General features: G+C 71.7%; 22 protein-coding genes. 13 read left to right on the top strand and 9 right to left on the bottom strand.

What is annotated here, in order from left to right:
• Positions 1–112: 112 nt before the first annotated feature.
• From ilvC to leuB, 9 genes are all read left to right on the top strand, one after another.
• Positions 113–1,120 carry a ketol-acid reductoisomerase gene (gene ilvC, locus AC1PMG_RS04690; RefSeq protein WP_010343386.1) on the top strand — a complete coding sequence of 336 codons (1,008 nt, stop codon included), beginning with the start codon at positions 113–115 and terminating at the stop codon, positions 1,118–1,120.
• A 43-nt stretch (positions 1,121–1,163) separates the two neighbouring features.
• Positions 1,164–2,885 (top strand): acetolactate synthase 2 catalytic subunit, encoded by a 1,722-nt coding sequence (ilvG, locus tag AC1PMG_RS04685; RefSeq protein WP_481110822.1) that lies wholly within the window; start codon positions 1,164–1,166, stop codon positions 2,883–2,885.
• Complete coding sequence (locus tag AC1PMG_RS04680; protein WP_017910519.1) at positions 2,869–3,117, top strand: ACT domain-containing protein; 249 nt, start codon at positions 2,869–2,871, stop codon at positions 3,115–3,117. The genes ilvG and AC1PMG_RS04680 overlap by 17 nt, the downstream gene beginning before the upstream one ends.
• A 177-nt stretch (positions 3,118–3,294) precedes the next feature.
• A complete protein-coding gene (locus tag AC1PMG_RS04675; RefSeq protein ID WP_043094831.1) occupies positions 3,295–4,395 on the top strand; it encodes a threonine dehydratase in 1,101 nt (366 codons plus the stop codon).
• Positions 4,392–5,948 (top strand): 2-isopropylmalate synthase, encoded by a 1,557-nt coding sequence (locus tag AC1PMG_RS04670; protein WP_026144683.1) that lies wholly within the window; start codon positions 4,392–4,394, stop codon positions 5,946–5,948. Before AC1PMG_RS04675 ends, AC1PMG_RS04670 begins: the two co-directional genes overlap by 4 nt.
• A gap of 84 nt (positions 5,949–6,032) precedes the next feature.
• Positions 6,033–7,448 carry a 3-isopropylmalate dehydratase large subunit gene (leuC, locus tag AC1PMG_RS04665; RefSeq protein ID WP_481110821.1) on the top strand — a complete coding sequence of 472 codons (1,416 nt, stop codon included), beginning with the start codon at positions 6,033–6,035 and terminating at the stop codon, positions 7,446–7,448.
• A complete protein-coding gene (locus AC1PMG_RS04660; RefSeq protein ID WP_048492492.1) occupies positions 7,448–7,627 on the top strand; it encodes a hypothetical protein in 180 nt (59 codons plus the stop codon). The genes leuC and AC1PMG_RS04660 overlap by 1 nt, the downstream gene beginning before the upstream one ends.
• Complete coding sequence (leuD, locus tag AC1PMG_RS04655) at positions 7,627–8,205, top strand: 3-isopropylmalate dehydratase small subunit (RefSeq protein ID WP_148828555.1); 579 nt, start codon at positions 7,627–7,629, stop codon at positions 8,203–8,205. Before AC1PMG_RS04660 ends, leuD begins: the two co-directional genes overlap by 1 nt.
• On the top strand, positions 8,195–9,256 hold the full coding sequence (gene leuB, locus AC1PMG_RS04650) for a 3-isopropylmalate dehydrogenase (protein WP_481110820.1): 1,062 nt from the start codon (positions 8,195–8,197) through the stop codon (positions 9,254–9,256). Before leuD ends, leuB begins: the two co-directional genes overlap by 11 nt.
• A gap of 164 nt (positions 9,257–9,420) precedes the next feature.
• Here the strand turns inward: leuB and AC1PMG_RS04645 are convergent, their stop codons facing one another.
• The 8 genes from AC1PMG_RS04645 to AC1PMG_RS04610 form a co-directional block, all read right to left on the bottom strand.
• Positions 9,421–12,426 carry a diguanylate cyclase gene (locus AC1PMG_RS04645; protein ID WP_481110819.1) on the bottom strand — a complete coding sequence of 1,002 codons (3,006 nt, stop codon included), beginning with the start codon at positions 12,424–12,426 and terminating at the stop codon, positions 9,421–9,423.
• Positions 12,427–12,540: 114 nt separating this feature from the next.
• Positions 12,541–13,917 carry an ATP-binding protein gene (locus tag AC1PMG_RS04640; protein WP_481111609.1) on the bottom strand — a complete coding sequence of 459 codons (1,377 nt, stop codon included), beginning with the start codon at positions 13,915–13,917 and terminating at the stop codon, positions 12,541–12,543.
• A 17-nt stretch (positions 13,918–13,934) separates the two neighbouring features.
• The gene (locus tag AC1PMG_RS04635) at positions 13,935–14,612 is read right to left on the bottom strand and encodes a response regulator transcription factor (protein WP_209030847.1); all 678 of its coding nucleotides are present in this window, start codon (positions 14,610–14,612) and stop codon (positions 13,935–13,937) included.
• Positions 14,613–14,633: 21 nt separating this feature from the next.
• Complete coding sequence (locus AC1PMG_RS04630) at positions 14,634–15,290, bottom strand: tetratricopeptide repeat protein (protein ID WP_342072882.1); 657 nt, start codon at positions 15,288–15,290, stop codon at positions 14,634–14,636.
• The gene (locus AC1PMG_RS04625; RefSeq protein ID WP_481111608.1) at positions 15,287–16,105 is read right to left on the bottom strand and encodes an SDR family oxidoreductase; all 819 of its coding nucleotides are present in this window, start codon (positions 16,103–16,105) and stop codon (positions 15,287–15,289) included. Before AC1PMG_RS04625 ends, AC1PMG_RS04630 begins: the two co-directional genes overlap by 4 nt.
• Positions 16,105–16,782: an iron-containing redox enzyme family protein gene (locus AC1PMG_RS04620; protein WP_043094824.1), complete on the bottom strand. Its 678-nt coding sequence runs from the start codon at positions 16,780–16,782 to the stop codon at positions 16,105–16,107. The genes AC1PMG_RS04625 and AC1PMG_RS04620 overlap by 1 nt, the downstream gene beginning before the upstream one ends.
• Positions 16,779–18,272 carry an AMP-binding protein gene (locus AC1PMG_RS04615; RefSeq protein ID WP_481110818.1) on the bottom strand — a complete coding sequence of 498 codons (1,494 nt, stop codon included), beginning with the start codon at positions 18,270–18,272 and terminating at the stop codon, positions 16,779–16,781. Before AC1PMG_RS04615 ends, AC1PMG_RS04620 begins: the two co-directional genes overlap by 4 nt.
• Positions 18,269–18,925 (bottom strand): thermostable hemolysin, encoded by a 657-nt coding sequence (locus AC1PMG_RS04610; RefSeq protein ID WP_481110817.1) that lies wholly within the window; start codon positions 18,923–18,925, stop codon positions 18,269–18,271. The genes AC1PMG_RS04615 and AC1PMG_RS04610 overlap by 4 nt, the downstream gene beginning before the upstream one ends.
• 219 nt (positions 18,926–19,144) lie before the next feature.
• Here AC1PMG_RS04610 and AC1PMG_RS04605 point away from each other — a divergent pair, with 219 nt between their 5' ends.
• The 3 genes from AC1PMG_RS04605 (at position 19,145) to AC1PMG_RS04595 (ending at position 21,987) form a co-directional block, all read left to right on the top strand.
• Positions 19,145–19,807 carry a TetR/AcrR family transcriptional regulator gene (locus tag AC1PMG_RS04605; RefSeq protein ID WP_026143842.1) on the top strand — a complete coding sequence of 221 codons (663 nt, stop codon included), beginning with the start codon at positions 19,145–19,147 and terminating at the stop codon, positions 19,805–19,807.
• 134 nt (positions 19,808–19,941) lie between these two features.
• A complete protein-coding gene (locus AC1PMG_RS04600) occupies positions 19,942–20,601 on the top strand; it encodes a protein-L-isoaspartate O-methyltransferase family protein (RefSeq protein ID WP_010344493.1) in 660 nt (219 codons plus the stop codon).
• A gap of 18 nt (positions 20,602–20,619) precedes the next feature.
• Positions 20,620–21,987 (top strand): TolC family outer membrane protein, encoded by a 1,368-nt coding sequence (locus tag AC1PMG_RS04595; RefSeq protein ID WP_342072885.1) that lies wholly within the window; start codon positions 20,620–20,622, stop codon positions 21,985–21,987.
• A 473-nt stretch (positions 21,988–22,460) separates the two neighbouring features.
• Here the strand turns inward: AC1PMG_RS04595 and waaA are convergent, their stop codons facing one another.
• A complete protein-coding gene (gene waaA / locus AC1PMG_RS04590) occupies positions 22,461–23,780 on the bottom strand; it encodes a lipid IV(A) 3-deoxy-D-manno-octulosonic acid transferase (RefSeq protein ID WP_481110816.1) in 1,320 nt (439 codons plus the stop codon).
• 103 nt (positions 23,781–23,883) lie between these two features.
• Here waaA and AC1PMG_RS04585 point away from each other — a divergent pair, with 103 nt between their 5' ends.
• Positions 23,884–24,825, top strand: coding sequence for an LpxL/LpxP family Kdo(2)-lipid IV(A) lauroyl/palmitoleoyl acyltransferase (locus AC1PMG_RS04585; RefSeq protein ID WP_481110815.1), 942 nt, complete (start codon positions 23,884–23,886; stop codon positions 24,823–24,825).
• Positions 24,826–24,829: the final 4 nt, after the last annotated feature.

Here is a 24,829-nt window from a genome sequence, read left to right as displayed (position 1 = left end):
CAGCCAGGATTCGATCAGACCCCGCACCGGCAACGGCGCGGGGTTTTTCGTTTCAGTGACCACGAATGCAAGACCCCTCTCCACTCCAACACCGTTCAAGGACATCCGCCCCATGACCAGTTCCGCCCAGCCCACCACCAAGATCGCCATCGTCGGTTACGGCAGCCAGGGCCGCGCGCACGCGCTGAACCTGCGCGAGTCCGGCTTCGACGTCACCATCGGCCTGCGTGCCGGCGGCCCGACCGAAGCCAAGGCGCAGGCCGACGGCTTCGTGGTGAAGAGCCCCGCCGAGGCGGTGAAGGACGCCGACCTGGTCGCGGTGCTGACCCCGGACATGGTGCAGAAGAAGCTGTACGAAGAAGTGCTGGCGCCCAACATGAAGCAGGGCGCGTGCCTGCTGTTCGCGCACGGCCTGAACGTGCACTTCGACATGATCAAGCCGCGCGCCGACCTGGACGTGGTGCTGGTCGCGCCGAAAGGCCCGGGCGCGCTGGTGCGTCGCGAGTACGAGATCGGCCGCGGCGTGCCGTGCATCTGGGCGGTGTACCAGGACAAGAGCGGCAAGGCCGAGCAGTTCGCGCTGGAGTACGCCGCCGGCCTGGGCGGTGCGCGCGCCAACCTGATCAAGACCACCTTCAAGGAAGAGACCGAGACCGACCTGTTCGGCGAGCAGGCGGTGCTGTGCGGCGGCGCCTCGTCGCTGGTGCAGGCCGGCTTCGAAGTGCTGGTGGAAGCCGGCTACCAGCCGGAAATCGCCTACTACGAAGTGCTGCACGAACTGAAGCTGATCGTCGACCTGTTCTACGAAGGCGGCATCACCCGCATGCTCGAGTTCGTCTCCGAGACCGCGCAGTACGGCGACTACGTCAGCGGCCCGCGGGTGATCGACGCGGCGACCAAGGAGCGCATGCGCGACGTGCTGACCGACATCCAGAACGGCACCTTCACCAAGAACTGGGTGGCCGAATACGACGCCGGCCTGCCGAACTACAAGAAGTTCAAGCAGGCCGACCTGGACCACCCCATCGAAACGGTCGGCAAGCAGCTGCGCGCCAAGATGGTGTGGCTCAACGGCGACGCCGCTGCCGCACCGGCCGCCGGCGGCACCAAGGCCGCGTAATCCGCGGCTCCCCCACCCGCTTCCACCGAAAGGTCGCCACCGTATGAACACCTCCGCTCACGGCACGCCCCGCAACGGCGCGCGCTGGCTGACGCAGGCCCTGGAAGCCGAAGGCGTGGACACGCTGTTCGGCTATCCGGGCGGCACCATCATGCCGTTCTACGACGCGCTGGTAGACAGCCAGCTCAAGCACATCCTGGTCCGCCACGAGCAGGGCGCGGCGCTGGCCGCCAACGGCTACGCCCGCGCCAGCGGGCGGGTCGGCGTGTGCGTCGCCACGTCCGGTCCGGGCGCGTCCAACTTGGTCACCGGCATCGCCGATGCGATGCTCGACTCGGTGCCGATGATCTGCCTGACCGGGCAGGTCGCCACGCCGCTGCTGGGCACCGACGCGTTCCAGGAACTGGACGTGTTCGGGCTGACCCTGCCGATCGTCAAGCACAGCTTCCTGGTGCGGCACGTGGACGACCTGCCGCAGGTGCTGCGCGACGCGTTCCGCATCGCCCGCGAAGGCCGCCCGGGCCCGGTGCTGATCGACCTGCCCAAGGACGTGCAGCTGGCCGATGCCTCGCATCTGCCGGCGCACGTGCCGGCGGCGGTGCCGACCCCGCCGGCGCCGCAGGACGCGGTGCTGGCCGAGGCGCTGGCGGCGATCGCCGGCGCCGAGAAGCCGGTGATCTACGGCGGCGGCGGCATCGCCCTGGGCGATGCGGTGGACGCGTTCCGCGCGTTCGTCGACGCCACCCGCATCCCCACCGTGCTGACCCTGCGCGGCCTGGGCGCGTTGCCGCACGCGCATCCGCATTACCTGGGCATGCTCGGCATGCACGGCACCCGCGCCGCCAACATGGCGGTGCAGGAGTCGGACCTGCTGATCGTGGTCGGCGCCCGCTTCGACGACCGCGCCACCGGCAAGCTGGCCGAGTTCGCGCCGTTCGCGCGGGTCATCCACCTGGACGCCGACGCCTGCGAGATCTCCAAGCTGCGCCAGGCCGACATCGCCGTGCCCGGCGACGTGGCGCAGGCGCTGCGTGCGCTGGCCGCGGCGACCAGCACCTGCGAGGCCTGGCACGCGCGCTGCGTCGGCCATCGCGAGAAGTTCGGCGCGCGCTACGACGCGCCCGGCCAGGACATCTATGCGCCCGGCCTGCTGAAGCGGCTGAGCGAACTGGCCCCGGCCGACACCGTGATCGCCTGCGACGTCGGCCAGCACCAGATGTGGGTCGCCCAGCACTGTCGCTTCAACCACCCGCGCAACCACCTGACCAGCGGCGCGCTGGGCACCATGGGCTTCGGCCTGCCGGCGGCGATGGGCGCGCAGTTCGCCTGCCCGGACCGCACCGTGGTGCTGGTCAGCGGCGACGGCAGTTTCATGATGAACGTGCAGGAACTGGTCACCATCGCCCGCTGCAAGCTGCCGGTGAAGATCGTGCTGCTGGACAACAGCTCGCTGGGCATGGTGCGGCAATGGCAGGAACTGTTCTTCGCCGAGCGCTACAGCGAGATCGACCTGTCCGACAACCCGGATTTCGCCGCGCTGGCGCAGGTCTTCGGCATCCCGGCGAAGCGCATCACCGCGCGCGGCCAGGTCGACGACGCGCTGGCCGAGCTGCTGGCGCAGCCGGGCCCGGCGCTGCTGCACGTGGCCATCGACGCCCGCGCCAACGTGTGGCCGCTGGTGCCGCCGAACACCGCCAACAGCACCATGCTGGAAAGCAATCCCGCTGCCCAGCGCCAGGAGACGACACATGCGTTACCAGCTTGACCTGGTGCTGAAACCGATCGACGGCGCCCTGCTGCGCGCGATCGGCATGGCCGAACGCCGCGGCTTCGCGCCGATCTCGATCAGCGGCGCGCCGGTGGCCGAGGACGCCGGCCGCTGGCACCTGCAACTGGTGGTGGACGGCAACCGTCCCGGCGAGACCCTGCGCCTGCAGATGGAGAAGGTGTACGACTGCGAATCGGTGCGCGTGACCGCGCTGGATGGGGTGGTATGAGGCGGTCGGGACCCGGAGCCCGGGACCCGGGACCCGTGGCGGTCGCCGCGGGCGTCAGGCGCAGCGCGAGATGCGCGAAAGCCAGGACTGCGCGGAGGTGTCTTCTTCCATGGAGGTCTCTTCTTCGGGAACCCGCCTTTCCCGGGTCCCAGGTCCCGGGCCCCGGGTCCCGACCGCATGTCTAACATCCCCGCCCCGCAGGAGCCGGACGTAGGCCACGTCGCGGTCAGCGTGGCCGACGTCCTGGCCGCGCAGGCGCGGCTGCGCCGCTATCTGCCGCCGACGCCGGTGCATTACGCCGAGCGCTTCGGCGTCTGGCTGAAACTGGAAAACCTGCAGCGCACCGGTTCCTACAAGGTCCGCGGCGCGCTCAATGCGCTGCTGGCCGGGCTGGAACGCGGCGACGAGCGCGCGGTGATCTGCGCCTCCGCCGGCAACCACGCGCAGGGCGTGGCCTGGGCCGCGCACCGCCTGGGCGTGCAGGCGATCACGGTGATGCCGCATGGCGCGCCGCAGACCAAGATCGCCGGCGTCGCCCACTGGGGCGCCACCGTGCGCCAGCACGGCAACAGTTACGACGAGGCCTTCGCCTTCGCCCGCGAACTGGCCGAGCAGAACGGCTACCGCTTCCTGTCCGCCTTCGACGACCCGGACGTGATCGCCGGCCAGGGCACGGTCGGCATCGAGCTGGCCGCGCACGCCCCGGACGTGGTGATCGTGCCGATCGGCGGCGGCGGCCTGGCCTCCGGCGTGGCGCTGGCGCTGCGCTCGCAGGGCGTGCGCGTGGTCGGCGCGCAGGTAGAAGGCGTGGACTCGATGGCGCGGGCGATCCGCGGCGACGTCCGCGCCGTGGATCCGGTGCCCACCCTGGCCGACGGCGTCAAGGTTAAAATCCCCGGGTTCATCACCCGCCGGCTGTGCGCCAGCCTGCTCGACGACGTGGTGATCGTGCGCGAGGCGGAACTGCGCGAAACGCTGGTCCGCCTGGCGCTGGAGGAGCACGTCATCGCCGAGGGCGCCGGCGCGCTGGCCCTGGCGGCCGGGCGCCGCGTCGCCGGCAAGCGCAAATGCGCGGTGGTGTCCGGCGGCAACATCGACGCCGGCGTGCTGGCGACGCTGCTGTCGGAGGTGCGCCCGCGCCCGCCGCGCAAGCCGCGCCGCCGCAGCGCCGAGCGACTTCGCAGCCAACGTCCCGCCCCGCCCGCTCCTGCCCGCATCGCCGCGTCCCCGCATCCCCATCCGCAAGCCAACGCCGCCGTAGAGGAACCCATCTGGTGAACACTTCCGTTTCTTCCCAGACCCCCCGCATCCGCATTTTCGACACCACCCTGCGCGACGGCGAGCAATCCCCAGGCTGCAGCATGACCCCGCCGCAGAAGCTGGTGATGGCGCGCGCCCTGGCCGAGCTGGGCGTGGACATCATCGAGACCGGCTTCCCGGCCAGCTCGCAGTCCGACCGCGAGGCGATGGCGCTGATCGGCCGCGAAGTGCGCGGCCCGACCCTGGCGGTGCTGTCGCGCTGCCTGGCCGCCGACATCGAGACCTCGGCGCGGGCGCTGGAAGCGGCGGCCAATCCGCGCCTGCACGTGTTCCTGTCGACCAGCCCGCTGCACCGCGAGCACAAGCTGCGCATGACCCGCGAGCAGGTACTGGAGTCGGTGCGCAAGCACGTCGCGCTGGCGCGCCAGTACGTGGACGACGTGGAGTTCTCGGCCGAGGACGCCACCCGCACCGAGGAGGATTTCCTGGCCGAGGTCGCCAGCGTGGCGATCGCCGCCGGCGCCACCACCATCAACCTGCCCGACACGGTCGGCTTCACCACCCCGGAAGAGATCCGCGGCATGTTCGCGCGGATCATCGCCAGCGTCCCCGGCGCCGACCGGGTGGTGTTCAGCGCGCACTGCCACAACGACCTGGGCCTGGCCGTGGCCAACTCGCTGGCCGCGGTGGAAGGCGGCGCGCGGCAGGTGGAATGCGCCATCAACGGCATCGGCGAGCGCGCCGGCAACTGCGCGCTGGAAGAAATCGCGATGGCGCTGAAGGTGCGCAACGCGTTCTACGAACTGGACACCGCGATCCACACCCCGCGCATCGTCGCCACCTCGCAGTTGCTGCAGCGCCTGGTCGGCATGCCGGTGCAGCGCAACAAGGCGATCGTCGGCGGCAACGCCTTCGCCCACGAGTCTGGCATCCACCAGCACGGCATGCTGCGCCACCGCGGCACCTACGAGATCATGCGCCCGGAAGACGTGGGCTGGGAGTCCTCGCAGATGGTGCTGGGCCGCCACAGCGGCCGCGCCGCGGTCGAGCAGCGCCTGCGTGCGCTGGGCTACGTGCTGGACGAGGCCGAACTGAACATCGCCTTCGACGCGTTCAAGGCGCTGTGCGAACAACAGCGCGTGGTCAACGACGCCGACCTGCAGGCGATGATGCAGGACGCGCCGGAGAGCCAGGGCTACCGCCTGTCGTCGATGACCGTCAGCGACCGCGGCCAGCGCGCCAGCGCGCAGGTCGAGCTGTCCGATCCGGACGGCCAGCGGGTCAGCGAGCGCGCCGAGGGCGACGGCCCGGTGGACGCCCTGTTCGCCGCACTGTCGGCCGCCACCGGCGTGCAGCTGGTGCTGGACAGCTACCAGGTGCATAGCGTCGGCATCGGCGCCGACGCGCGCGGCGAGGCCAACCTCAGCGTGCGCCACGGCGAGGTCGAGTACGACGGCACCGGCACCAGCCGCGACATCATCGAGGCCAGCGCGCTTGCCTGGCTGGACGTGGCCAACCGCGTGCTGCGCCAGCGCCAGGGCGCGCCGGCCGCGGCCGACGCGCTGGCCTGAGCGGCCACAGCGCGGTCATCGTCCTCGTGCACGCTCGCCTTCGCTCCCCTTCCCCGCCCAGCTTTCCTGCCAGGTAGTTCCGCAATGTCCGCCACTCCCCGCACCCTGTACGACAAGCTGTGGGACGCGCACGTCGTCGTCCCCGAAAGCGCCGCCGCCCCGGCGGTGCTGTACATCGACCTGCACCTGATCCACGAAGTGACCTCGCCGCAGGCCTTCACCGAACTCAAGACGCGCGGCCTGGCGCCGCGCCGGCCCGACCGCACCAAGGCGACGATGGACCACTCCACGCCGACCCTGCCGCGCGGCGCCGACGGCAAGCTGCCGTACTACACCCCGGCGTCCGAGGCGCAGGTGGACATGCTCGCGCGCAACTGCGCCGACTACGGCATCGAACTGTTCGACATGGGCTCGGACAACCGCGGCATCGTCCACGTGATCGCACCGGAGCAGGGCTTCACCCAGCCCGGCATGACCATCGTCTGCGGCGACAGCCACACCTCCACGCACGGCGCGTTCGGCGCGCTGGCGTTCGGCATCGGCACCAGCGAGGTCGGCCACGTGCTGGCCACGCAGTGCCTGCTGCAGCGCAAGGCCAGGACCATGGCGATCACCGTCGACGGGCCGCTGGCGCCGGGCGTCGGCGCCAAGGACGTGATCCTGCACATCATCGGCGTGATCGGGGTCAACGGCGGCACCGGCCACGTGCTGGAATACCGTGGCTCCACCATCGCCGCGATGGACATGGAGCAGCGCATGACCCTGTGCAACATGTCGATCGAGGCCGGCGCGCGCGCCGGCATGGTCGCGCCGGACCAGGTCACCTTCGACTGGGTCGCCAACACCCCGCGCAGCCCCAAGGGCGCCGACTTCGACGCCGCCGTGCAGCGCTGGTCGCAGCTGCGCAGCGATCCCGGCGCGCGCTTCGACGCCGAGGTGCGCATCGACGCGCGCGACATCCGCCCGACCTTGACCTGGGGCACCCACCCCGGCACCGCGATCGCGGTGGACGTGCCGATCCCGGCCGCGCAGGATCCGGCGGCGCAGAAGGGCCTGCACTACATGCACCTGGAAGCCGGGCACGCGCTGATCGGCACGCCGGTGGACGTGGTGTTCGTTGGCTCCTGCACCAACGGCCGGCTCAGCGACATGCGCGAGGTGGCGCAGGTGCTGCGCGGGCGCAAGGTGGCGCCGCACGTGCGCATGCTGGTGGTGCCGGGCTCGGAGATCGTCAAGCGCCAGGCCGAGGCCGAGGGCATCCACGAGGTGGTGCGCGCGGCCGGTGCGGAATGGCGCGAATCCGGCTGCTCGATGTGCATCGCCATGAACGGCGACCTGGTGGCGCCGGGGCAACTGGCGGTGAGCACCAGCAACCGCAATTTCGAAGGCCGCCAGGGCCCGGGCTCGCGCACCCTGCTGGCCTCGCCGCTGACCGCGGCCTGGGCCGCGGTGAACGGCCAGGTCAGCGATCCGCGCGCGCTGTTCGCGGAGGTCGCGTGATGGCGCCGCACATCGCCGCGTTCGCGGCCACGCTGACCTTCGTCGCCACCACCACCCGCGCCTTCGCGCACCGCCACCAGCCGCTGCTGCCGCCGCACGTGCCGCCCGCGGCGCTGCCGCCGGTGGCCGACGCCGCGGCGCCCGCCCCCGACTCCGTCGCTTCCCAGGAGACCCCGTGATGGCCGGCTTCGCCACCCTCACCTCGCGCAGCGTGGTGCTGCGCCAGACCAACATCGACACCGACCAGATCATCCCGGCGCGGTTCCTGTCCACCACCGAACGCGCCGGCCTCGGCCGCCACGCCTTCAACGACTGGCGCTGGCAGGCCGACGGCACGCCGAACCCGGAGTTCGCCTTCAACCAGGCGCACAACGCCGGCCGCCAGATCCTGCTGGCCGGGCGCAACTTCGGCTGCGGCTCCTCGCGCGAGCATGCGCCGTGGGCACTGACCGACCTGGGCCTGCGCGCCATCGTCAGCAGCGAGATCGCCGACATCTTCCGCAACAACAGCCTCAAGAACGGCCTGCTGCCGATCGTGCTGGCCGAGGACGACGTGCAGACGCTGATGCAGCGCCCGGACGACGCACTGACCGTGGACGTGGCCGCGCGCGAACTGCGCACGCCCGACGGCCGCGTCTACGCCTTCCCGCTCGATGCGTTCTCGCAGACCTGCCTGCTCGAGGGCGTGGACGAGATGGGCTACCTGTTGCTGCGCCAACCCGACATCGAACGCTACGAGGCCACCCATGCACGCTGACATCGTCGTCCTGCCCGGCGACGGCATCGGTCCGGAAGTCGCCGCCGCCGCGGTCGCGGTGCTGCGCGCCGTCGCCGCACGCCACGGCCACGACTTCCAGTTCCACGAACACGACATCGGCGGCATCGCCATCGACCGCCACGGCGAGCCGCTGCCGGCGGCGACGCTGACCGCCTGCCAGGGCGCCGACGCGGTGCTGCTGGGCGCGGTCGGCGGACCGAAGTGGTCCGACCCCAACGCCAAGGTGCGCCCCGAACAGGGCCTGCTGGCGATCCGCCGCGGCCTGGGCCTGTTCGCCAACCTGCGCCCGGTCAAGCCGCACCCGGCGGCGCTGGACGCCTCGCCGATCAAGCCGCACCTGCTGCAGGGCGTGGACATCGTGGTGGTGCGCGAACTGACCGGCGGCATCTACTTCGGCGACAAGACCCGCAGCGCCAGCGACGCCAGCGACCTGTGCCGCTACACCGTCGCGGAAATCGAACGGGTGCTGCGCAGCGCGTTCCGTCTGGCCCGGCAGCGCCGCAACCACGTGGTCTCGGTGGACAAGGCCAACGTGCTGGAAACCTCGCGGCTGTGGCGCGACGTCGCCGCCCGCATCGGCCGCGAGGAATTCCCGGACGTGCGCCTGGAACACCAGTTGGTCGATTCGATGGCCATGCACCTGCTGGCCAAGCCGCGCGAGTACGACGTGATCGTCACCGAGAACATGTTCGGCGACATCCTCACCGACGAAGCCTCGATGCTGGCCGGCTCGCTGGGGCTGCTGCCGTCGGCCTCGCTGGGCGATGGCCGCATCGGCCTGTACGAGCCGATCCACGGGTCGGCGCCGGACATCGCCGGCAAGGGCATCGCCAACCCCTACGCGACCATCCTCAGCGCGGCACTGCTGCTGCGCCACTCGCTGGGCCTGGAAGCCGAGGCGGCGGCGATCGAGCGGGCGGTGGATGCCGCGCTCGACGCGCAGGCGTTCACCGCCGATCTCGCCGCGCCCGGCCAGGGCATCTCCACCGACGCCGCCACGCAGGCGGTACTGCAGCGCCTGCAGGCCTGATCCGCGGCGGCCGTCTCCCGCCCGCCGCAGCGATGCGGCGGTGCGGACCGCCCCACTGGAACGCTCCACGTTTTTCGCGGCGCCAGCCTGGCGCCTGCGCGCGCTTCCCACGCAAGCTGCGTCGCCGCACCACCGACGCGCTGCGTCCGCGGTGCGGCAGCGGCCTAGCCGACCACCCGATCGCGGCCTTCGCGCTTGGCCTGGTACAGGTGCTTGTCGGCCTTCACCAGCAGGTCGCGGCGGGTGCGCAGGGCCGGCGACAGGCAGGCGAAGCCGATGCTGGCGGTGAAGCGCACCGCGCGGCCGTCGTCGGCGTACAGCACCAGGTCGGCCACGCGCAGGCGCAGCGCGTCCAGGCGCGCGCGCGCCGGCTCCTGGTCCAGGCCGGGCAGCACCAGCAGGAATTCCTCGCCGCCATGGCGCGCGGCGAACGCCTGCTCGCCGAGGCTGTCGCGCAGCGCCTCGCCGACCCGGCGCAGCACCTCGTCGCCGATCTCGTGGCCGTAGGCGTCGTTGATCTTCTTGAAGTGGTCGATGTCCAGCAGCGCCACGCACAACGGCGTGCGCGTGCCCAGCGCCCGCTCCAGCGCCGTGTTGAGATAGGGATCGCCGGTGCGCCGGTTGGGCAGGCCGGTCAGCGCATCGTGCCCGGCCTGGTAGGCGAGCTTGCGCACCAGGTCCTCGCGTTCGAGGTTGGCCAGCTTCAACGCCAGGTTCTTGGCCTTCAGCTCGTGGGTGCGCTCGGCGATGATGGTGTTGAGCCGGCGCTGGCGGCGCCGGTAGCGATGGCTGCGGCCGCGGTACCACCACAGGATCAGGCCGGTCGCGCACAGCGCCGCCAGCACCACGAACGGCCAGCGCTCCCAGAACGGCGGCACCAGCTGCAGTTGCAGCGAGGCGCTGCCGATGCGTTCGCTGCGCGACCAGTCCAGCGGACTGGTCATCGCCTGCACGTCCAGGCGATAGCTGCCCGACGGCAGGTTGGTGTAGACGGCTTCCTCGTTGCTGCCGGCATCGACCCACTGCCGGTCGAATCCCTGCAGGCGGTAGCGGTAGCGCACCTTGTCCGGCGAGCGGAAGCTCAGCCCGGCATAGCCGACCGCGAGCCGGGCGACACCGCCGTGCAGGCGGTAATCGCCACGCAGCGGCTGCGCCACGCCATCCACCTGCACATGCGCGATCACCAGCGGCGGCGCACGCACGTTGCGCCGGCTCGGCAGGGCCGGATCGATCAGCGCCAGCCCGGCCGAGGTCGGGATCAGCAGCACACCGTCGCGGCTGCGCCAGCCGGCCGGCGCGCTGCTGCCGTTGCCCTGCCCGCCGGGCATGCCGTCGCTGCGGTCGACCACGTCCACCGCCAGGGTGCTGCGCTGGCCCGCGTCCAGCTCCGCCAGCCGCGCACGCGCGATGCGCAGCACGCCGCGGTTGCTGTTCGCCCACAGGTTGCCGTTGCCGTCGTCGAGCAGCCGGAACAGCTTGTCCCGCGGCAGACCGACGCCGTGGTCGTAGATGCGCCACTGCCCGCCGCGCAGCCGCAGCAGGCCGCGGTCGCTGGCGACCCACAGGGTGCCGTCGGCATCTTCGAGGAAGTCGAAGGCGTTCTGTGCCGGGAAGCCGTGTCCGCTTGGCCGCGCCTGCAGCGTGCCGTTGCCCGCGAGCGTGGCGATGCCCTGATTGGTGCCGATCCACAGCACGCCGGCGTGGTCGCGGTACAGCGCCTGTACCTGCCGCCCGGGCAGACCGTCGGCGCTGCCGTAGGCCCGCGTGCGATCGCCCTTGCGGTACAGCAGCCCCTCGTTGCCGCCGATCCACAGGCCGCCGTCGGCATCGGCCAGCAGCGCGCGCACCATGGTTCGCGGCACGCCCGCGGCCACGCCCAGGCGCTGCCGGATCGCGCCGTCGGCCGACAGCAGCAGCACGCCCTGGTCGTAGGTGCCCACCCACATGCCGCCGTCGCGGGCAGCGGCCAGCGCCAGCACCGACGGATCGCGGCCCGGCCGCTCGCTCAGCCGAATCGCGCGGATGCGGCCGCCCTCCCAGCGGTCCAGGCCGGCGGCATGGCCGATCCAGATCGTGCCATCGGCGTTCTGCTCGACCACGCGCACGTAGTCGCTGCCGAGCCCGTCCTGGCGGGTCAGGCCGCCGGCGTCGCCCTTGGCGACACGGAACAGCCCGTCGGTGCTGCCGGCCCACACCAGGCCCTCGTGGTCCTCGATCAACGCAGGGCTGACCACGCCGGAGATCGACAGGACTTCGTCGCTGGCACCGTTGGCGGTGCGCCGCAACAGTTGCCCGCTGGACAGGCTCATCCACAGCTGGCCGTCCTGGTCCTGCAGCGCGGCATCGACGCGCTGGCCGCGCCGCAGCCATTGCAGCGCGCCGTTGCCGCCGAGCCAGAACACGCCCTCGTCGCTGGCCACCAGCAGGCCGCCGTGACGGTCGGGGCTCAGCCGCCGGATCGAGGCGGTACGCATCGCCGCCGTGCCCCAGCGTTGCGCCTGCGTGCCGTGCGCGGTCAGGCGGAACAGCCCCTGCGAGGTGCCCACCAGCACCGCATCGCGGTAGCGCAGCAGCGCGGCGATGCGGGTCCGGCGCAGCCCCGCGGCGGAGCCGACATCGACCAGGCGGCCGTCGGCCTCGATCCGGAACAGGCCGTCCTCGCTGCCTACCCACAGCGCGCCGTCGGCATCGCGCAGCATCGCGGTGACCCGCAGGCGCTGCGCGCGCGCATCGCCCAGATGTTCCCAGCGCCCGGCGGCGTAGCGGAACACACCGTCGTAGGCGGTGCCGACCAGCATGCCGCCATCGGTTTCGGCGAGCAGCGCGAACACCCCCGACAGTTCCATGCCCGGCGTGTTCTGCCGATCGAAGACGGTGAAGGCGCGGCCGTCGAAGCGGGCCACGCCTTCCCAGGTTCCCACCCAGATCATGCCGTCGCGGTCCTGGGCCAGGGCGTGCACCAGGTTATGCGGCAGCCCCTCTTCCATGGTCCAGCGCGCGATCACCGGGCGGTCGAGCACCGTGCGCTCGGTCAGCGGCGCGGCCGGTTCGGCGCGCGCGGCGGCACTGGCGCAGCACAGCGCCAGCAGCAGGCATATCACCACGCCCAGGCGGCGACACAGCGCGTGCGCGCCGTCGCGACTATCGTGACGCCGATCCCCCTGTTCCATCCCTTTCCGAATCACACCTGCAACGGCGCGCGGGTACCCCCTGTGGGCAGATGGCTAATCTATCACTGCCTGTTCGGCGCCGATGTCAGGGTGTTCCTGACGCCCAGGCCGGACTCACACAGGTAGCGGCAGGGTCACGCAGACGCGCAGGCCACCCAGGGTCGGCGAGGCGTCCAGGGTGACCTCGCCGCCGTGCGCGGTCACCACCTCGCGCACGATCGCCAGGCCCAGGCCGCTGCCTTCCACGCCACTGCCCAGTTCGCGGTGGAAGCGCGCGAACACCCGCTCGCGCGCCTCGGCCGGGATGCCGGGGCCGGAATCCTCGACGCTGAAGCAGACGCCGTCACGGCCGGCGCACAGCGCCACCTCGACCTGGCCCTGCGGCGGCGCATAGCGCAGCGCGTTGTCGATCAGGTTGCGCACCAGCGCCGACAGCGCCGCCTCGTTGGCCGGCAGCCGCGCCGGGTCGTTGCGGCGCAGGTGCAGGTGCTGGCCGCGGCGCGCCGCCTGGTCGCGCGCCTCCTCCACCTGCAATGCCACCAGCGCGTCCAGCGCCAGCGGCGACAGCGCCGCGGCGGCGGCGCCCGGCTCGACCCGGCTCAGGGTCAGCAACTGCGCGACCAGCCGCTCCACCCGGCGCACGCTGGCGTCCAGGTGTCGCTGCGATTCACTGCGCTCGTCGGCGTCGCGGGCCTGGCGCAGGTTGTCGGCGTGCACCTTCAGCGCGGCGATGGGGGTGCGCAGTTCGTGCGCGGCATCGGCGATGAAGCGGCGTTCGCGCTCCAGCGCGGTCTGCAGGCGCCGCATCAGCCCGTTGACCGCGGTGACCAGGCCAAGGATCTCGCGCGGCACGCCCTGCAGCGGCAGCGGTTCCAGCCGCTGCGGGTCGCGCTCGCCGATCGCCTGCGACACCCGGCTCAGGGCGCCGCTGGCCCAACTCACCACCAGCCACACTAGCACCACCAGCACCGGCAGGGCCAGCAGCAACGGCAAGGCCGTGCCCAGCGCGATGTCCTCGGCCAATTCCTCGCGGATATCGGCCTGTTCGCCGGTCTGGAACCAGCGCCCGCCCGGCGAGCGCAGGCTGAAGGTGCGCCAGCGGTCGCCGTCCAGGGTGACGTCGGCGAAGCCGGCGCGCAGCGGCGCCAGTTGCCGGGTCGGTCCGCTGTCCGAGCGCAGCAGCAGATGGCCATTGCGGTCGCGCACCTGGAACGCGAGCTTGCTTTCGTAGGCGTGCCCGGTGCGGAACGCCAGCGCCTCGCCCACGCCCTGCGCCTGGCCATGCCAGCCGCGGATCACGATGGCGTCGCCGGCCGGGCCCAACCGCGACAGATCGTCCAGCGGCTCGTCGACCAGGCTCAGCAACACGCGCGAGGACTGCACCAGCTTGGCATCGAACATCTCGCCGGCCTCCTGCAGGCCGGCGCGGTAGCTCAGCAGCGCGGTCAGCGCGAACACCGGCACCACCACGCCGAGCAGGCCGCCCAGCAAGCGTCGCCGCATCGAACTCATGGCGCCGCCGTCGCGGCCTGGGTGTCGAGCGCGTAGCCGACCCCGCGCACGGTGCGGATCAGCGCCGGATCGAGCTTGCGCCGCAACTGGTGCACGTGCACGTCCACTGCGTTGCTGGCCACGTCCTCGTCCCAGCCGTACAGCCGCTGCTGGATCGAATCGCGGGCGATGGCGCGGCCGTGGCGCTCGGCCAGCAGCCACAGCAGGGCGAACTCGCGCCGGGTCAGGTCCAGGGCACGGCCGCGCCAGCGCACCGCCAGGCGTTCCGGGTCCAGGTGCAGCGCGCCGATCTCCAACTGCGGCGTGGCGCGGCCGGCGCTGCGCCGCAGCAGCGCACGCGTGCGCGCCAGCAGTTCGGTCGTATCGAAGGGCTTGCCCAGGTAATCGTCGGCGCCCACGTCCAGGCCCAGCGCACGGTCGGCCGGCCGCTCGCGCGCGCTGAGCACCAGGATCGGCACGTCGGCACCGAGCTGGCGGGTGCGCCGGATCACCTCCAGCCCGTCCATCCGCGGCAGCCCCAGGTCCAGCAGCACCAGGTCGATGTCGCCATCGCCGATCGCGGCCAGCGCAGCGGCACCGTCCTGCACCCAGTCCACCGAATAGGCGGCGCGGCGCAGGGCGGTGCGGATGCCCTCTCCCAGCGACAGATCGTCTTCCACCAGCAGGATGCGCATGGCCGCAGTGTGGGCGGCCGCTCAGCGGCTGGCAAGATGCGTTTCGACCTCGTGCAGCGCCGCCTGGATCTGCTGGCGACGGCCGTGGTCGGCCACCTCGCGGCCGGGCCGCGGCGGTGCCGCCAGGGCCTTGCGCAGCGCTGCCGCGGCGCCGCTCCAGTCCTTCTGCGCGCGCAGGAAATCGCCGTAGAAGTAATTGGCGTCGATGCCGTCCGGGTCGTACTGCAGGCCTTGCTGCAGCAGCGCGCGCGCCTTGGCGTCGTCGCCGAAGCCGACCGGCCAGCCCGGCACCTGGTAGTACAGCGCGCCCAGGCTGGTGCAGCCGGCGCCGTTCAGGGCGGCCGGGTCCAGCGCCAGCGCCTGCTCGAAATCGCTGCGGGCGCGCTTGACCAGGGCGAGCGCGCCGAGCCCGCCGCGTTCATTGGCCTCGCTGGACAGCACGATGCCCTCCCAGATCAGCGCCGCCGGATCCCGCGGCGCCGCCTGCCGGGCCACGCCCGCCTGCGTGGCGAGGCGGGCGTAGGCCTGCAGGCGCTGCGGCTTCGGCGTCTGGTAGGCGACCTGCGCCCACTGGTCGCGCACCGCGACCACCGCCGGGGTCAGCGGCGCGGCAGCGGCGGCCGCACCCAGCGGCGACAGCGCAAGCAACAGCAACAACACACACGGACGCAGCTTCATCGGGCATCTCCAAGTCGGGAAGGAAGGCGTGTGGCATGCCGGCGTACCACCGGCAACTGCGCTTTCAGGCTGCGGTCCACCAGTCCCGGCAAAGCGCCGTTGAGACGGGCGAAGAGTTTTTCCGGCCAACCGATCTGCAGGCGGCGGTCGCCGCGTTCGATCGCCTGGCGCAGCGCGCGCGCCACCCGCTCCGGGGTGTCGGCGCCGACCTTCAGCTCCTGGTTCATCGCATCCACCTGCGCGGTGTTGAACGCGGTGCGGGTGGCACGCGGCGCCAGGTACTGGAAGCGCACATGGCTGTCGGCGTACTCACGCGCCAGTGCCTCGAACAGCCCGCGCAGGCCGAACTTGCTGGCGCTGTAGCCGGCAAAGCCGGGGAAACCCAGGCTGCCGAAGGTCGAGCCCACCGCCACCACCGTGGCCTGCGGCTGCGCCTGCAACAGCGGCAGCAGCGCGCGCACCAGCAACATGGGCGCCATCAGGTTGGTGTCGAGCAATTGCCGCAGATCCTGCTCGGACTGCTCGGCGAACAGGCCGAAGCCGCTCTGCGCATGCGCGATCAGCAGCAGCGAGGGCCGGATCGGCAAGGCCCCGGCAGCGTCGAGCAACTGCGCGCGCCCGGCCGGCGTGGACAGGTCCAGCGGCAGCGGCAGCACTCGCCCCTGCGGATGCCGGCCGGCGACCTGCGCCAGGCGCACCGGGTCGCGGCCGACCGCCAGCACGCAGGCGCCGGCGGCCACCAGTTCGTCGCACAGGGCAGCGCCGATGCCGCCGCTGGCGCCGGTGAGAATCACACTGCGTCCGTTGAGATCCATCATGCGGCCTCCGCCATGGGCAGCGCCGGCTGTGCGCGCAGGCTGCGGAAAATGTCGCCGTACAGGCCGTAGAAGCGCTTGGCCGCATGCACCACGGCGCGCTGGTCGTCGGCGTCGTCGAGCCGGTCCATCAGACCTTCGAAGAACCCGGCATGCTCGATGTCCAGGTCGCCGTGCGAGCGCAGGTAGCTGAAGGCGTTGCGCGGCAGGCCCAGCGAGGTCTCGATGCTCTCGGCCGCGCGCGTGGCCAGCGCCACGCTGGTGCCTTCCAGCACCAGCACCATGCCGAAGAAACCGACCGGATTGCCGCGGGCGATGGTGTCGTAGGCGTAGGCCACCATCAGTTCGGTCGCCGCCGATGGCATCGATGCGGCGGCGGCGGCGCGGTCGGCGCCGCAGGCGGCCAGGTCGTCGAGGATCCACTCCTGGTGGCCCAGTTCTTCCTCGATGTACTCGGCCACCGCGCTGCGCAGCCACTCCAGCCGTGCCGGCAGGCGCGCGCCGCAGGCCATCAGCAGGGGCACGGTATGGCGCACGTGGTGATACGCCTGGCCGAGGAAGGCGACGTAGTCGGCACCGGCGATCTGCCCGGCCAGGGCGGTCTGGATGATCGGGATGGCGATCAGGTCGGCGCGTTCGGCCTGGGTCTCGGCGAGCAGCCGGGCATGGAAACTCATTGGAAGGCTCCTGGGGCGGGATCGGGTTCGAGTTCGGCATAGCGCTGCGCCACGGCGTCGGCGTAGCGCTGCAGGATGGCGTCGCGGCGCGGGCGGCCGTTGCCGGTGAGCAGGCCGTCGGCGGCGCTGAATGGCGCGGCGGCGCGTACGAAGCCGGCGACGCGGGCGTAATCGGGCAGGCCGGCGTTGACCTCGGCCAGCGCGCCGTGCAGCGCGGCGTCGTCTTCGCCGGCGCGGCGCGGCCACAGCACCGCCAGGTTGTGCGCACGCGCCTCGCCGCACACGACGGCCTGGGCGATCAGCGGATGCTGCAGCAGTTCGCTTTCCACCCACTCCGGCGAGACATTGCGGCCGAACGCGGTGATGAACACATGCTTGCGGCGGCCGGTGATGTGCACGAAGCCGTCGGCGTCGACATGGCCCAGGTCGCCGGTGGCGATCGGCCCCGGTGCCGGGCCGGGCGCGCCCAGGTAGCCCAGGCAGCGCACGCCCTCGACCTGCAGTTCGCCGTCGACCACCTGCACCCGCGCATGCGGCAGCGGCCGTCCGACGCTGCCCAGGCGCTGCGCCTCGGGCCGGTTCAAGGCCACCACCGAGGCGCACTCGGTCAGGCCATAGCCTTCGAACACCGGCAGTTGCAGCGCCGCCGCGCGGCGCAGCAGGCCCGGACCGACGCGACCGCCGCCGACCGCCAGGTAGCGCAGCGAGGCGGGCAGCGGCACGCCGCGCTCGGCGGCCATGACCAGCGCCAGCAGCAGCTGCGGCACCAGGATCACGCTGTGCGGCTGGTAGCGGTGCAGGCAGGCGATCAGGGTTGGGATGTCCAGGCCGGCGGCACCGCTGTAGCCGATCTCGGCCAGCGACGGCAGCGCGATCTGCGCGCCGGACAGCAGCGGCGCATAGAGACCGGCGACGTTCTCCAGCAGCGTCGACAGCGGCATCAGGCACAGGTGCCGGCGCGGCGCCAGCGCCGAGGCGGCGTCGGCCAGCGAGCCGGCGACCTGCAGCAACGCGTCGGCGCTCAGGCACACGCCCTTGGGCTGGCCGGTGGTGCCGGAGGTGTAGGTGATGCAGCCGGTGTCCGCGGGCAGCGCCACCGGCGCCTGCGCCAGACGCAGGCCCGCCAGTCCCGGCTCCGGCAGGCGCAGCGCCTCGCCGTCGAGGTCGGCCAGGGCCGGGCCCGGCGCCGCGATCAGCCCCTGTGCACCGCTGCTGGCCAGCGCGTACTGCGCCTGCGCCGGGCTGAAGAAGGTCGGCAGCGGCACGTGCACGCCGCCGTTCAGGCGGATCGCCAGATCCAGCAGCAGCCACTCGGGGCCGTTGTCCAGGCGACTGGCCACGCAGTGCAGCCCATGCCGCTGCAGCGCATCGGCCAGGCGCTGTGCGCGCTCGACCAGATCGCGCTCGCGCAGCGCCCCATTGGCATAAAGCACGCGCGCGTCGTCGCCGCGCAGGCCGGCCAGCAGCTCGGCGAAGCCAGGCGCGCTCACGGCGCCCCCGCCAGACAGGCGCGGAATGCCGGCAGCACGCCTTGGCGTGTCCCCGTCTCGCGCTGCAGGAAAGCGTGCCCGGCGGCAATGTCGCCGAACATCAGCCGCGGCTGCGCCGCGTAGTAGTCGCCCCAGTCGCTGGGATCGTCGCGCAGGTCCTGGCCGCGCGCCTCGCCCAGCTCCACGGTGGCCAGGTGCAGGCGGTCGAAGGCGTTGCGCAGTTGCCGGGTCGCCACGAACAACACCCAGCGCAGGCCGGCGGCATGCAGGGTGCCGGTCAGCGCGCGGATCATCGCCCGCGCATCGCCGGCGTGCTCGGCGGCGAAATTGCCCACCTCCACCAACTCCGTGCGCACCACCCGCCGCGGCATCCGCTCGGCGATCGCCAGTTCGGCCGGCTGCGCCAGGTATTGCTCGACGAACAGCGGACCCTCGCTGGCGCAGCGCAGCCCCAGCGCGGCCTGCAGGCGACCGTCGGCGCCGTGGTAGGCGAGCAGATGCGGGAGAAAGCCGCGCAGGACCGCGCCGTAGCGCTCGCGGTAGACCCGGGCGATGAAGGCTTCCACCTGCGCGCGATCGGGATGCAGGGCATCGACCAGCACAGGATCGGCGAAGCGGAAACCGGAAGCAGCGGAGAGGGGGACGATGGCCATGGCGGCATCGTCGGGGCAGTCGATTAGGCGACCATGAGCCCGATGTTAGGCAAATGTAAGCCGCGCATAAGCAAAGCATTGGATGCCGCGGCCCCTGCCCGCCCGTACCCGCCGGCGCGCTGCCCGGCCCGGCCGCCACGCCCGCCGAACGCAGCGTCACAATAATGAACCAACGGGTCTAGTATAAATATCGAACCGACTGGTCTAGTATTGCCACCCATGGTCAGCAAATCGTCCGCCGCCTCCGCCAAATCCTCCTCGCGTCCCGCCGGGCCCGGTCGTCCCAAGGACATGGGCAAACGCGCCGCGATCCTGGAAGCGGCACGGGAGATGTTCACCGAACTGGGCTTCGGCGGGGTCAGCATGGACGGCATCGCCGCCCGCGCCGGCGTCTCCAAGCTCACCGTCTACAGCCACTATGGCGACAAGGAGACCCTGTTCGCCGAGGCGGTGCGCGCGCAATGCCAGGCGCTGCTGCCCGACGACCTGTTCGGGCACGCCCTGAAAGGGCCGCTGCGCACCCAGTTGCTGGACATCGGCCAGGCCTTCTTCGCCATGATCAGCAGCGAGGCGGCGATGGCCACCCACCGCATGATGCTGACCCCGGGCACCGGCGACGACCACGTCCGCGAGATGTTCTGGAATGCCGGTCCCAAGCGCACCCAGCAGCACCTGGCGCAGCTGCTGCAGGCCCACGTCGCCGCCGGCGCGCTGGACATCGCCGACCTCGACCTGGCCGCCTCGCAGTTCTTCTGCCTGGTCAAGGGCGAGCTGTACTCGCTGATGATGTGCGGGCTGTGCCGCGACGCCAGCCAGGAGCGGATCCGCGCCCATGTCGAGGCCAGCATCGACTTCTTCCTGCGTGCCTATGCGGCGCGCTAGCCCGGCCGTGGGGCTGTCCGCGACGGCCGATGACTTCCGGCACTGCGCGCCGGACCGTCCGGCGGCGATGCTGCGGCATACGCCCGGCCTCCGTGCCGGCTAAAATGCCCGGCCCTCCGCGTTGGATGCCCGAAATGACGATCGACTACTCCCAAGCCCGCGAAAAGATGGTGGAACAGCAGGTCCGTCCCTGGGACGTGCTGGACCTGCGCGTGCTCGACGTGCTGTCGCGGCTGCCGCGCGAGACCTTCGTGCCGCCGGCCCACCGCGCCGTGGCGTACGCCGACCTGGAGATTCCGCTGGGCCACGGCCAGTTCATGATGAAGCCGGTCATCGAAGGCCGCATGCTGCAGGCCCTGGACCTGCAGCCGGGCGAGGACGTGCTGGAGATCGGCACCGGCAGCGGCTTCGTCAGCGCCTGCCTGGGCGAGCTCGGCCGCGAAGTGGTCAGCCTGGAGATCGAGCCGGCCCTGGCCGCCGCCGCGCGCGCCAACCTGGACGCCGCCGGCCTGGGCAGCAACGTCCGCATCGAGACCGCCGACGCCTTCGCCTGGAACAGCGAGCGCCGCTTCGACGTGGTCTGCGTCACCGCCGCGGTCACCGAGATCCCGGCCCAGTTCCTGGCCTGGCTGCGCCCCGGCGGCCGCCTGTTCGCGATCCGCGGCCGCGCGCCGGTCATGGAAGCGGTGCTGGTGCATGCCGAAGCCGGCGCGCCGCGCACGGAATCGCTGTTCGAAACCGACCTGGCGTACTACCTGCGAGGCGCAGCGCCAGTCCCCCAGTTCACATTCTGATCCATCAAGGAAGCCGCAATGATCCGCCGATCCCTCGTCCTGGCGCTGGCCGCCGCGCTGTTTCCGTTGGCCGCCAACGCCACGGACCTGCTGCAAGTCTACGAAATGGCCCGCAACAGCGACCCGCAGTTGGCCTCCGCGGAATCGACCCGGCTGTACGACAAGGAAGGCGAAGTGCAGGCGCGCGCCGCCCTGCTGCCGCAGATCAACGGCAGCGCGTCGCTGCAGCGCAACCATAGCGAAGTCGAGCGCGGCGGCGGCGAACTGGCCGGCACCGGCAAGAGCCGCAGCTACGCCGTGCAGGGCCAGCAGACCCTGGTCAACTTCGCGCAGTTCTCCAACCTGCGCGCGCAGAAGGCGCGCAGCCTGGCCGCCGACTACACCCTGGATTCGGCCAACGACGACCTGATCGTGCGCACCTCGGCGGCCTACTTCAACGTGCTGGTGGCGATCGAATCGCTGGTCGCCGCCGAGACCAACGAAGCCGCCGCCAAGAAGCAGTTCGACTATGCCGACAAGCGCCTGGAAGTGGGCCTGGCGCCGATCACCGACGTGCACGAAGCCCGCGCAGAGTACGACCAGGCCCGCGCCGACACGATCACCGCGCGCAACTCGCTGCAGGATCTGTACCAGGCGCTGACCCAGATCACCGGCCAGCCGGTGCGCGACCTGCGCGGCCTGCCGGAGGATTTCCGTCCGCAGCTGCCGGCCACCGGCGGCGACATCGACAGCCTGATCGCCTCGGCGCTGGACAAGAATCCGTCGCTGCGGTCCTACCAGTACCAGGTGCAGGCCGCCGAGGCCAGCGTCTCGGCCGCGCGCGCCGGGCACCTGCCGACGCTGAACCTGTCGGCCAGCGCCGGCCGCGATGCGAACTGGGGCGACAGCGTCTCCGGCAGCGGCAGCACCCCGCGCGCCGACAGCAACACCATCGGCCTGACCTTGAACATCCCGATCTTCGCCGGCGGCGCCACCCAGTCGGCGGTGCGCCAGGCGCTGGCGCAGCGCGACATCGCCCAGGACACCTACGAACTGCAGAAGCGCGCGCTCGACCGCAACACCCGCAACGCCTACCAGACGGTGGTGGCCGGGATCAGCGAGATCGAGGCGCGGCGCCTGGCGGTGGTCTCGGCGCAGGCCGCGTTCGACGCCTCGCAGGTCGGCCTGGAAGTGGGTACCCGCACCGTGCTGGACGTGGTGCAGAACCAGCGCACCCTGTACCAGGCGCAGCTGGCCTACGCGCAGGCGCGCTACAACTTCCTGCAGAACCGCCTGCTGCTGAGCCAGGCGCTCGGCTCGCTGGACGTGGCCGAGGTGCAGTCGATCAACGCGCTGCTGACCCAGAGCGCAGAGTCCAAGCTCAACTCCGCCAACAGCACGCAGTAAGCGCACGCACACGCGCTTGTCGCCGAAACGGCGGGCCTTCGGGTCCGCCGTTTTTGTTATGGAGGCGTGGGGCAAATTGCGGCAGCCACCTGTGGGAGGGACTTCAGTCCCGACGCGCTGCGCGATGGGAGGAGAGGGACGGCGCGTGCCATGCGTCGCGACTTGGAGGGCACCTCGAGTAACGACGAAGGCCATTTGTAGGAGCGGCTTCAGCCGCGACGGGCGTTACCGGGAATACCCGTCGCGGCTGAAGCCGCTCCTACGAGGGCAACCATGTGTCGCACTGAGCCACGGCAAAGCGCGCTGTTCGAGGCTTCCTGAAATTGCGCCCACAACGGGTCTTTCCGGACCGCGGAAAAGGCTGCCGTCGCAGGAGCCGTAGGAGCGGCTTCAGCCGCGACAGGCCTTCCCATGAAAAGCCCGTCATGGCGATCCCCGCTGCGACGGATATGCCCGCGCGCCTCTACGACGCGTCAGTCCTCCACACCCGCATCGCCCGCCAGCGGCGGCAGGTGCGGCGCGATCAGCTGCAGAGTCCGCTGCAGCGCGCCACGGCCGTTCGCGACCAGCGCGCAGCCGGCCTCGGCCATGCGCGTGCGCGCCTCGGCATCGGCCAGCAGGCTCTGCAGCGCCGCGCACACGGCGCCGGCATCCTCGCAGATGGCCACCGCACCGGCTTCGCGCATGCGCCGCGAAATCTCGGAAAAATTATGCAGGTGCGGGCCGGTGACCGATGGCGTGCCGACCGCCGCCGGCTCCAACAGGTTGTGGCCGCCGATCGGCTGCAGGCTGCCTCCGACGAAGGCCACCTGGGCGCAGGCATAGAACCCCATCAGCTCGCCCAGCGTATCGATCACGAACACCGCATCCTCGGTGCCGGGCCACTGCTGCTGGCGGCGCGTGGCCACGCGCCAGCCCTGGTCGCGCGCCAGCGCCTCGACCTTGGCGAAGCGCTCCGGATGCCGCGGCGCCCACAGCAGCAGCAGGTCCGGCCACTGCCGGCGCAGCTGCCGGTGCATCTCGATCACCGCCGCCTCCTCGCCGTCATGAGTACTGGCGGCGATCCACACCGGACGCGTCGCCGGCACGCGTTCGCGGAACGCGGCGACGACCTCCGGCAAGTGCGCAGGCGCGGCGATGTCGAACTTCAGGTTGCCCAACGCGCGCACCTGCTCGGCACGCGCGCCCAGCGCCACGAAGCGCTCGGCATCCTCCTGCGACTGCGCCGCCACGCAGGTGACGGTGCGCAGCGCGCGCCCGATCAACGGCCGCAGCAGCCGGTAGCCGCGCAACGAACGCGCCGACAGCCGCGCATTGAGCACGTACACGGGAATGCCGCGGTCGCGGCAGCCGAACAGCATGTTCGGCCACAGCTCGGTTTCCAGGATCAACGCCAGGCTGGGGCGGAAGTGCTGCAGGAAACGGCCGACGCTGCCGGGCACGTCGTAGGGCAGATACACATGATCGAGCGCGTCGCCCCACAGCGCGCGCACCCGCTCCGAACCGGTCGGGGTGATGGTGGTGATCACCCAGCGGATGTCCGGGCGCTGCGCGCGCAGCGCATTGACCACCGGCGCGGCGACGTTGACCTCGCCCACCGAGACCGCATGCAGCCACACCCGCGGCCGCCCGCGCGCCTGCGAATACGAGGCGTAGCGCTCGTCCCAGCGCTGGAAGTACTGGCGCACGCGGAAACCGCGCCAGACCAGGTGATAGACGGTGACCGGCAGCAGCAGATAGAGGACGGCCGAGTACAGGCCGCGCAGCAGCCGCTCGATGAAATCGTTGCGCATCCGGACAGCATAGCCGGTTGCGCGCGGGCGGCGGCAGACGATCGCCACGCGCGCCGCAGCGCACGTCGACGCGGTCGTGCGCGCGCCCGGCTAAACTTGGCGCATGTCTGCCGCCCCCACTCCGCCCGCGTCCGCCACCCAGGCCGCACCGCCACCACGCTCGCCCCGCCACTGGCCCACCTGGCTGCTGCTCGGCCTGGCGGTGATCGCCGCGCGCCTGCCCTGGCTGTTGCAGCGCGCCCTGGGCCGCGGCATCGGCTGGCTGGCGCTGCGCCTGGCCGGCACCCGTCGCCACGCCGCCGAGGTGAACCTGAAGCTGTGCTTCCCGGAGCAGAGCGATGCCTGGCGCGAACGCCTGCTGCGCGACAGCTTCGATGCGCTGGGCGTGGGCGTGTTCGAATTCGCCCGCGCCTGGTGGGGCGGCATCGGCGCGATCCACCGGCGCACCCGCATCGAGGGCCTGGAACACCTGCAGGCGTTGCAGGCGCAAGGCCGCGGCGTGCTGCTGGTGTCCGGCCACTTCATGACCCTGGAGATCTGCGGCCGCCTGCTGTGCCAGTACGTGCCGCTGGCCGGCATGTACCGGCGCCACCGCAATCCGGTGTTCGAATGGGCGGTCAAGCGCGGCCGCCTGCGCTACGCCACCGCGATGTTCGCCAACGAGGACCTGCGCGGCAGCGTGCGCCATCTCAAGCGCGGCGGTTTCCTGTGGTACGCGCCGGACCAGGACATGCGCGGCAAGGACACGGTGTTCGTGCCGTTCTTCGGCATGCCCGCGGCCACCATCACCGCCACCCACCAGCTGGCGCGGCTGACCGGCTGCGCGGTGGTGCCGTACTTCCACCGCCGCGAAGGCGCCGACTACGTGCTGCGCATCGCGCCGCCGCTGGAGGACTTCCCGTCGGAGGACATGGTCGCCGACACCGCGCGGGTCAACGCCGCCATCGAGGCGATGGTGCGCGAAGCGCCGGCGCAGTATCTGTGGATCCACCGCCGCTTCAAGCGCCAGCCCGGCGGCCGCAGCGACTTCTACGAGCGCGGCTGAGCGC

Source organism: Xanthomonas sp. NCPPB 2250 (genome assembly GCF_056725265.1).
The sequence above is the reverse complement of the archived record's forward strand: the minus strand, read 5'-3'. Positions and strand labels throughout refer to the sequence as shown.

Bases quoted from the DNA above. Each gene is read 5' to 3' on its own strand.
- ilvC (WP_010343386.1), top strand. From the start codon at position 113: ATGACCAGTTCCGCCCAGCCCACCACCAAGATCGCCATCGTCGGTTAC.
- ilvG (WP_481110822.1), top strand. From the start codon at position 1,164: ATGAACACCTCCGCTCACGGCACGCCCCGCAACGGCGCGCGCTGGCTG.
- AC1PMG_RS04680 (WP_017910519.1), top strand. From the start codon at position 2,869: ATGCGTTACCAGCTTGACCTGGTGCTGAAACCGATCGACGGCGCCCTG.
- AC1PMG_RS04675 (WP_043094831.1), top strand. From the start codon at position 3,295: ATGTCTAACATCCCCGCCCCGCAGGAGCCGGACGTAGGCCACGTCGCG.
- leuC (WP_481110821.1), top strand. From the start codon at position 6,033: ATGTCCGCCACTCCCCGCACCCTGTACGACAAGCTGTGGGACGCGCAC.
- AC1PMG_RS04660 (WP_048492492.1), top strand. From the start codon at position 7,448: ATGGCGCCGCACATCGCCGCGTTCGCGGCCACGCTGACCTTCGTCGCC.
- leuD (WP_148828555.1), top strand. From the start codon at position 7,627: ATGGCCGGCTTCGCCACCCTCACCTCGCGCAGCGTGGTGCTGCGCCAG.
- leuB (WP_481110820.1), top strand. From the start codon at position 8,195: ATGCACGCTGACATCGTCGTCCTGCCCGGCGACGGCATCGGTCCGGAA.
- AC1PMG_RS04645 (WP_481110819.1), bottom strand. From the start codon at position 12,426: ATGGAACAGGGGGATCGGCGTCACGATAGTCGCGACGGCGCGCACGCG.
- AC1PMG_RS04635 (WP_209030847.1), bottom strand. From the start codon at position 14,612: ATGCGCATCCTGCTGGTGGAAGACGATCTGTCGCTGGGAGAGGGCATC.
- AC1PMG_RS04630 (WP_342072882.1), bottom strand. From the start codon at position 15,290: ATGAAGCTGCGTCCGTGTGTGTTGTTGCTGTTGCTTGCGCTGTCGCCG.
- AC1PMG_RS04625 (WP_481111608.1), bottom strand. From the start codon at position 16,105: ATGGATCTCAACGGACGCAGTGTGATTCTCACCGGCGCCAGCGGCGGC.
- AC1PMG_RS04620 (WP_043094824.1), bottom strand. From the start codon at position 16,782: ATGAGTTTCCATGCCCGGCTGCTCGCCGAGACCCAGGCCGAACGCGCC.
- AC1PMG_RS04610 (WP_481110817.1), bottom strand. From the start codon at position 18,925: ATGGCCATCGTCCCCCTCTCCGCTGCTTCCGGTTTCCGCTTCGCCGAT.
- AC1PMG_RS04605 (WP_026143842.1), top strand. From the start codon at position 19,145: ATGGTCAGCAAATCGTCCGCCGCCTCCGCCAAATCCTCCTCGCGTCCC.
- AC1PMG_RS04600 (WP_010344493.1), top strand. From the start codon at position 19,942: ATGACGATCGACTACTCCCAAGCCCGCGAAAAGATGGTGGAACAGCAG.
- AC1PMG_RS04595 (WP_342072885.1), top strand. From the start codon at position 20,620: ATGATCCGCCGATCCCTCGTCCTGGCGCTGGCCGCCGCGCTGTTTCCG.
- waaA (WP_481110816.1), bottom strand. From the start codon at position 23,780: ATGCGCAACGATTTCATCGAGCGGCTGCTGCGCGGCCTGTACTCGGCC.
- AC1PMG_RS04585 (WP_481110815.1), top strand. From the start codon at position 23,884: ATGTCTGCCGCCCCCACTCCGCCCGCGTCCGCCACCCAGGCCGCACCG.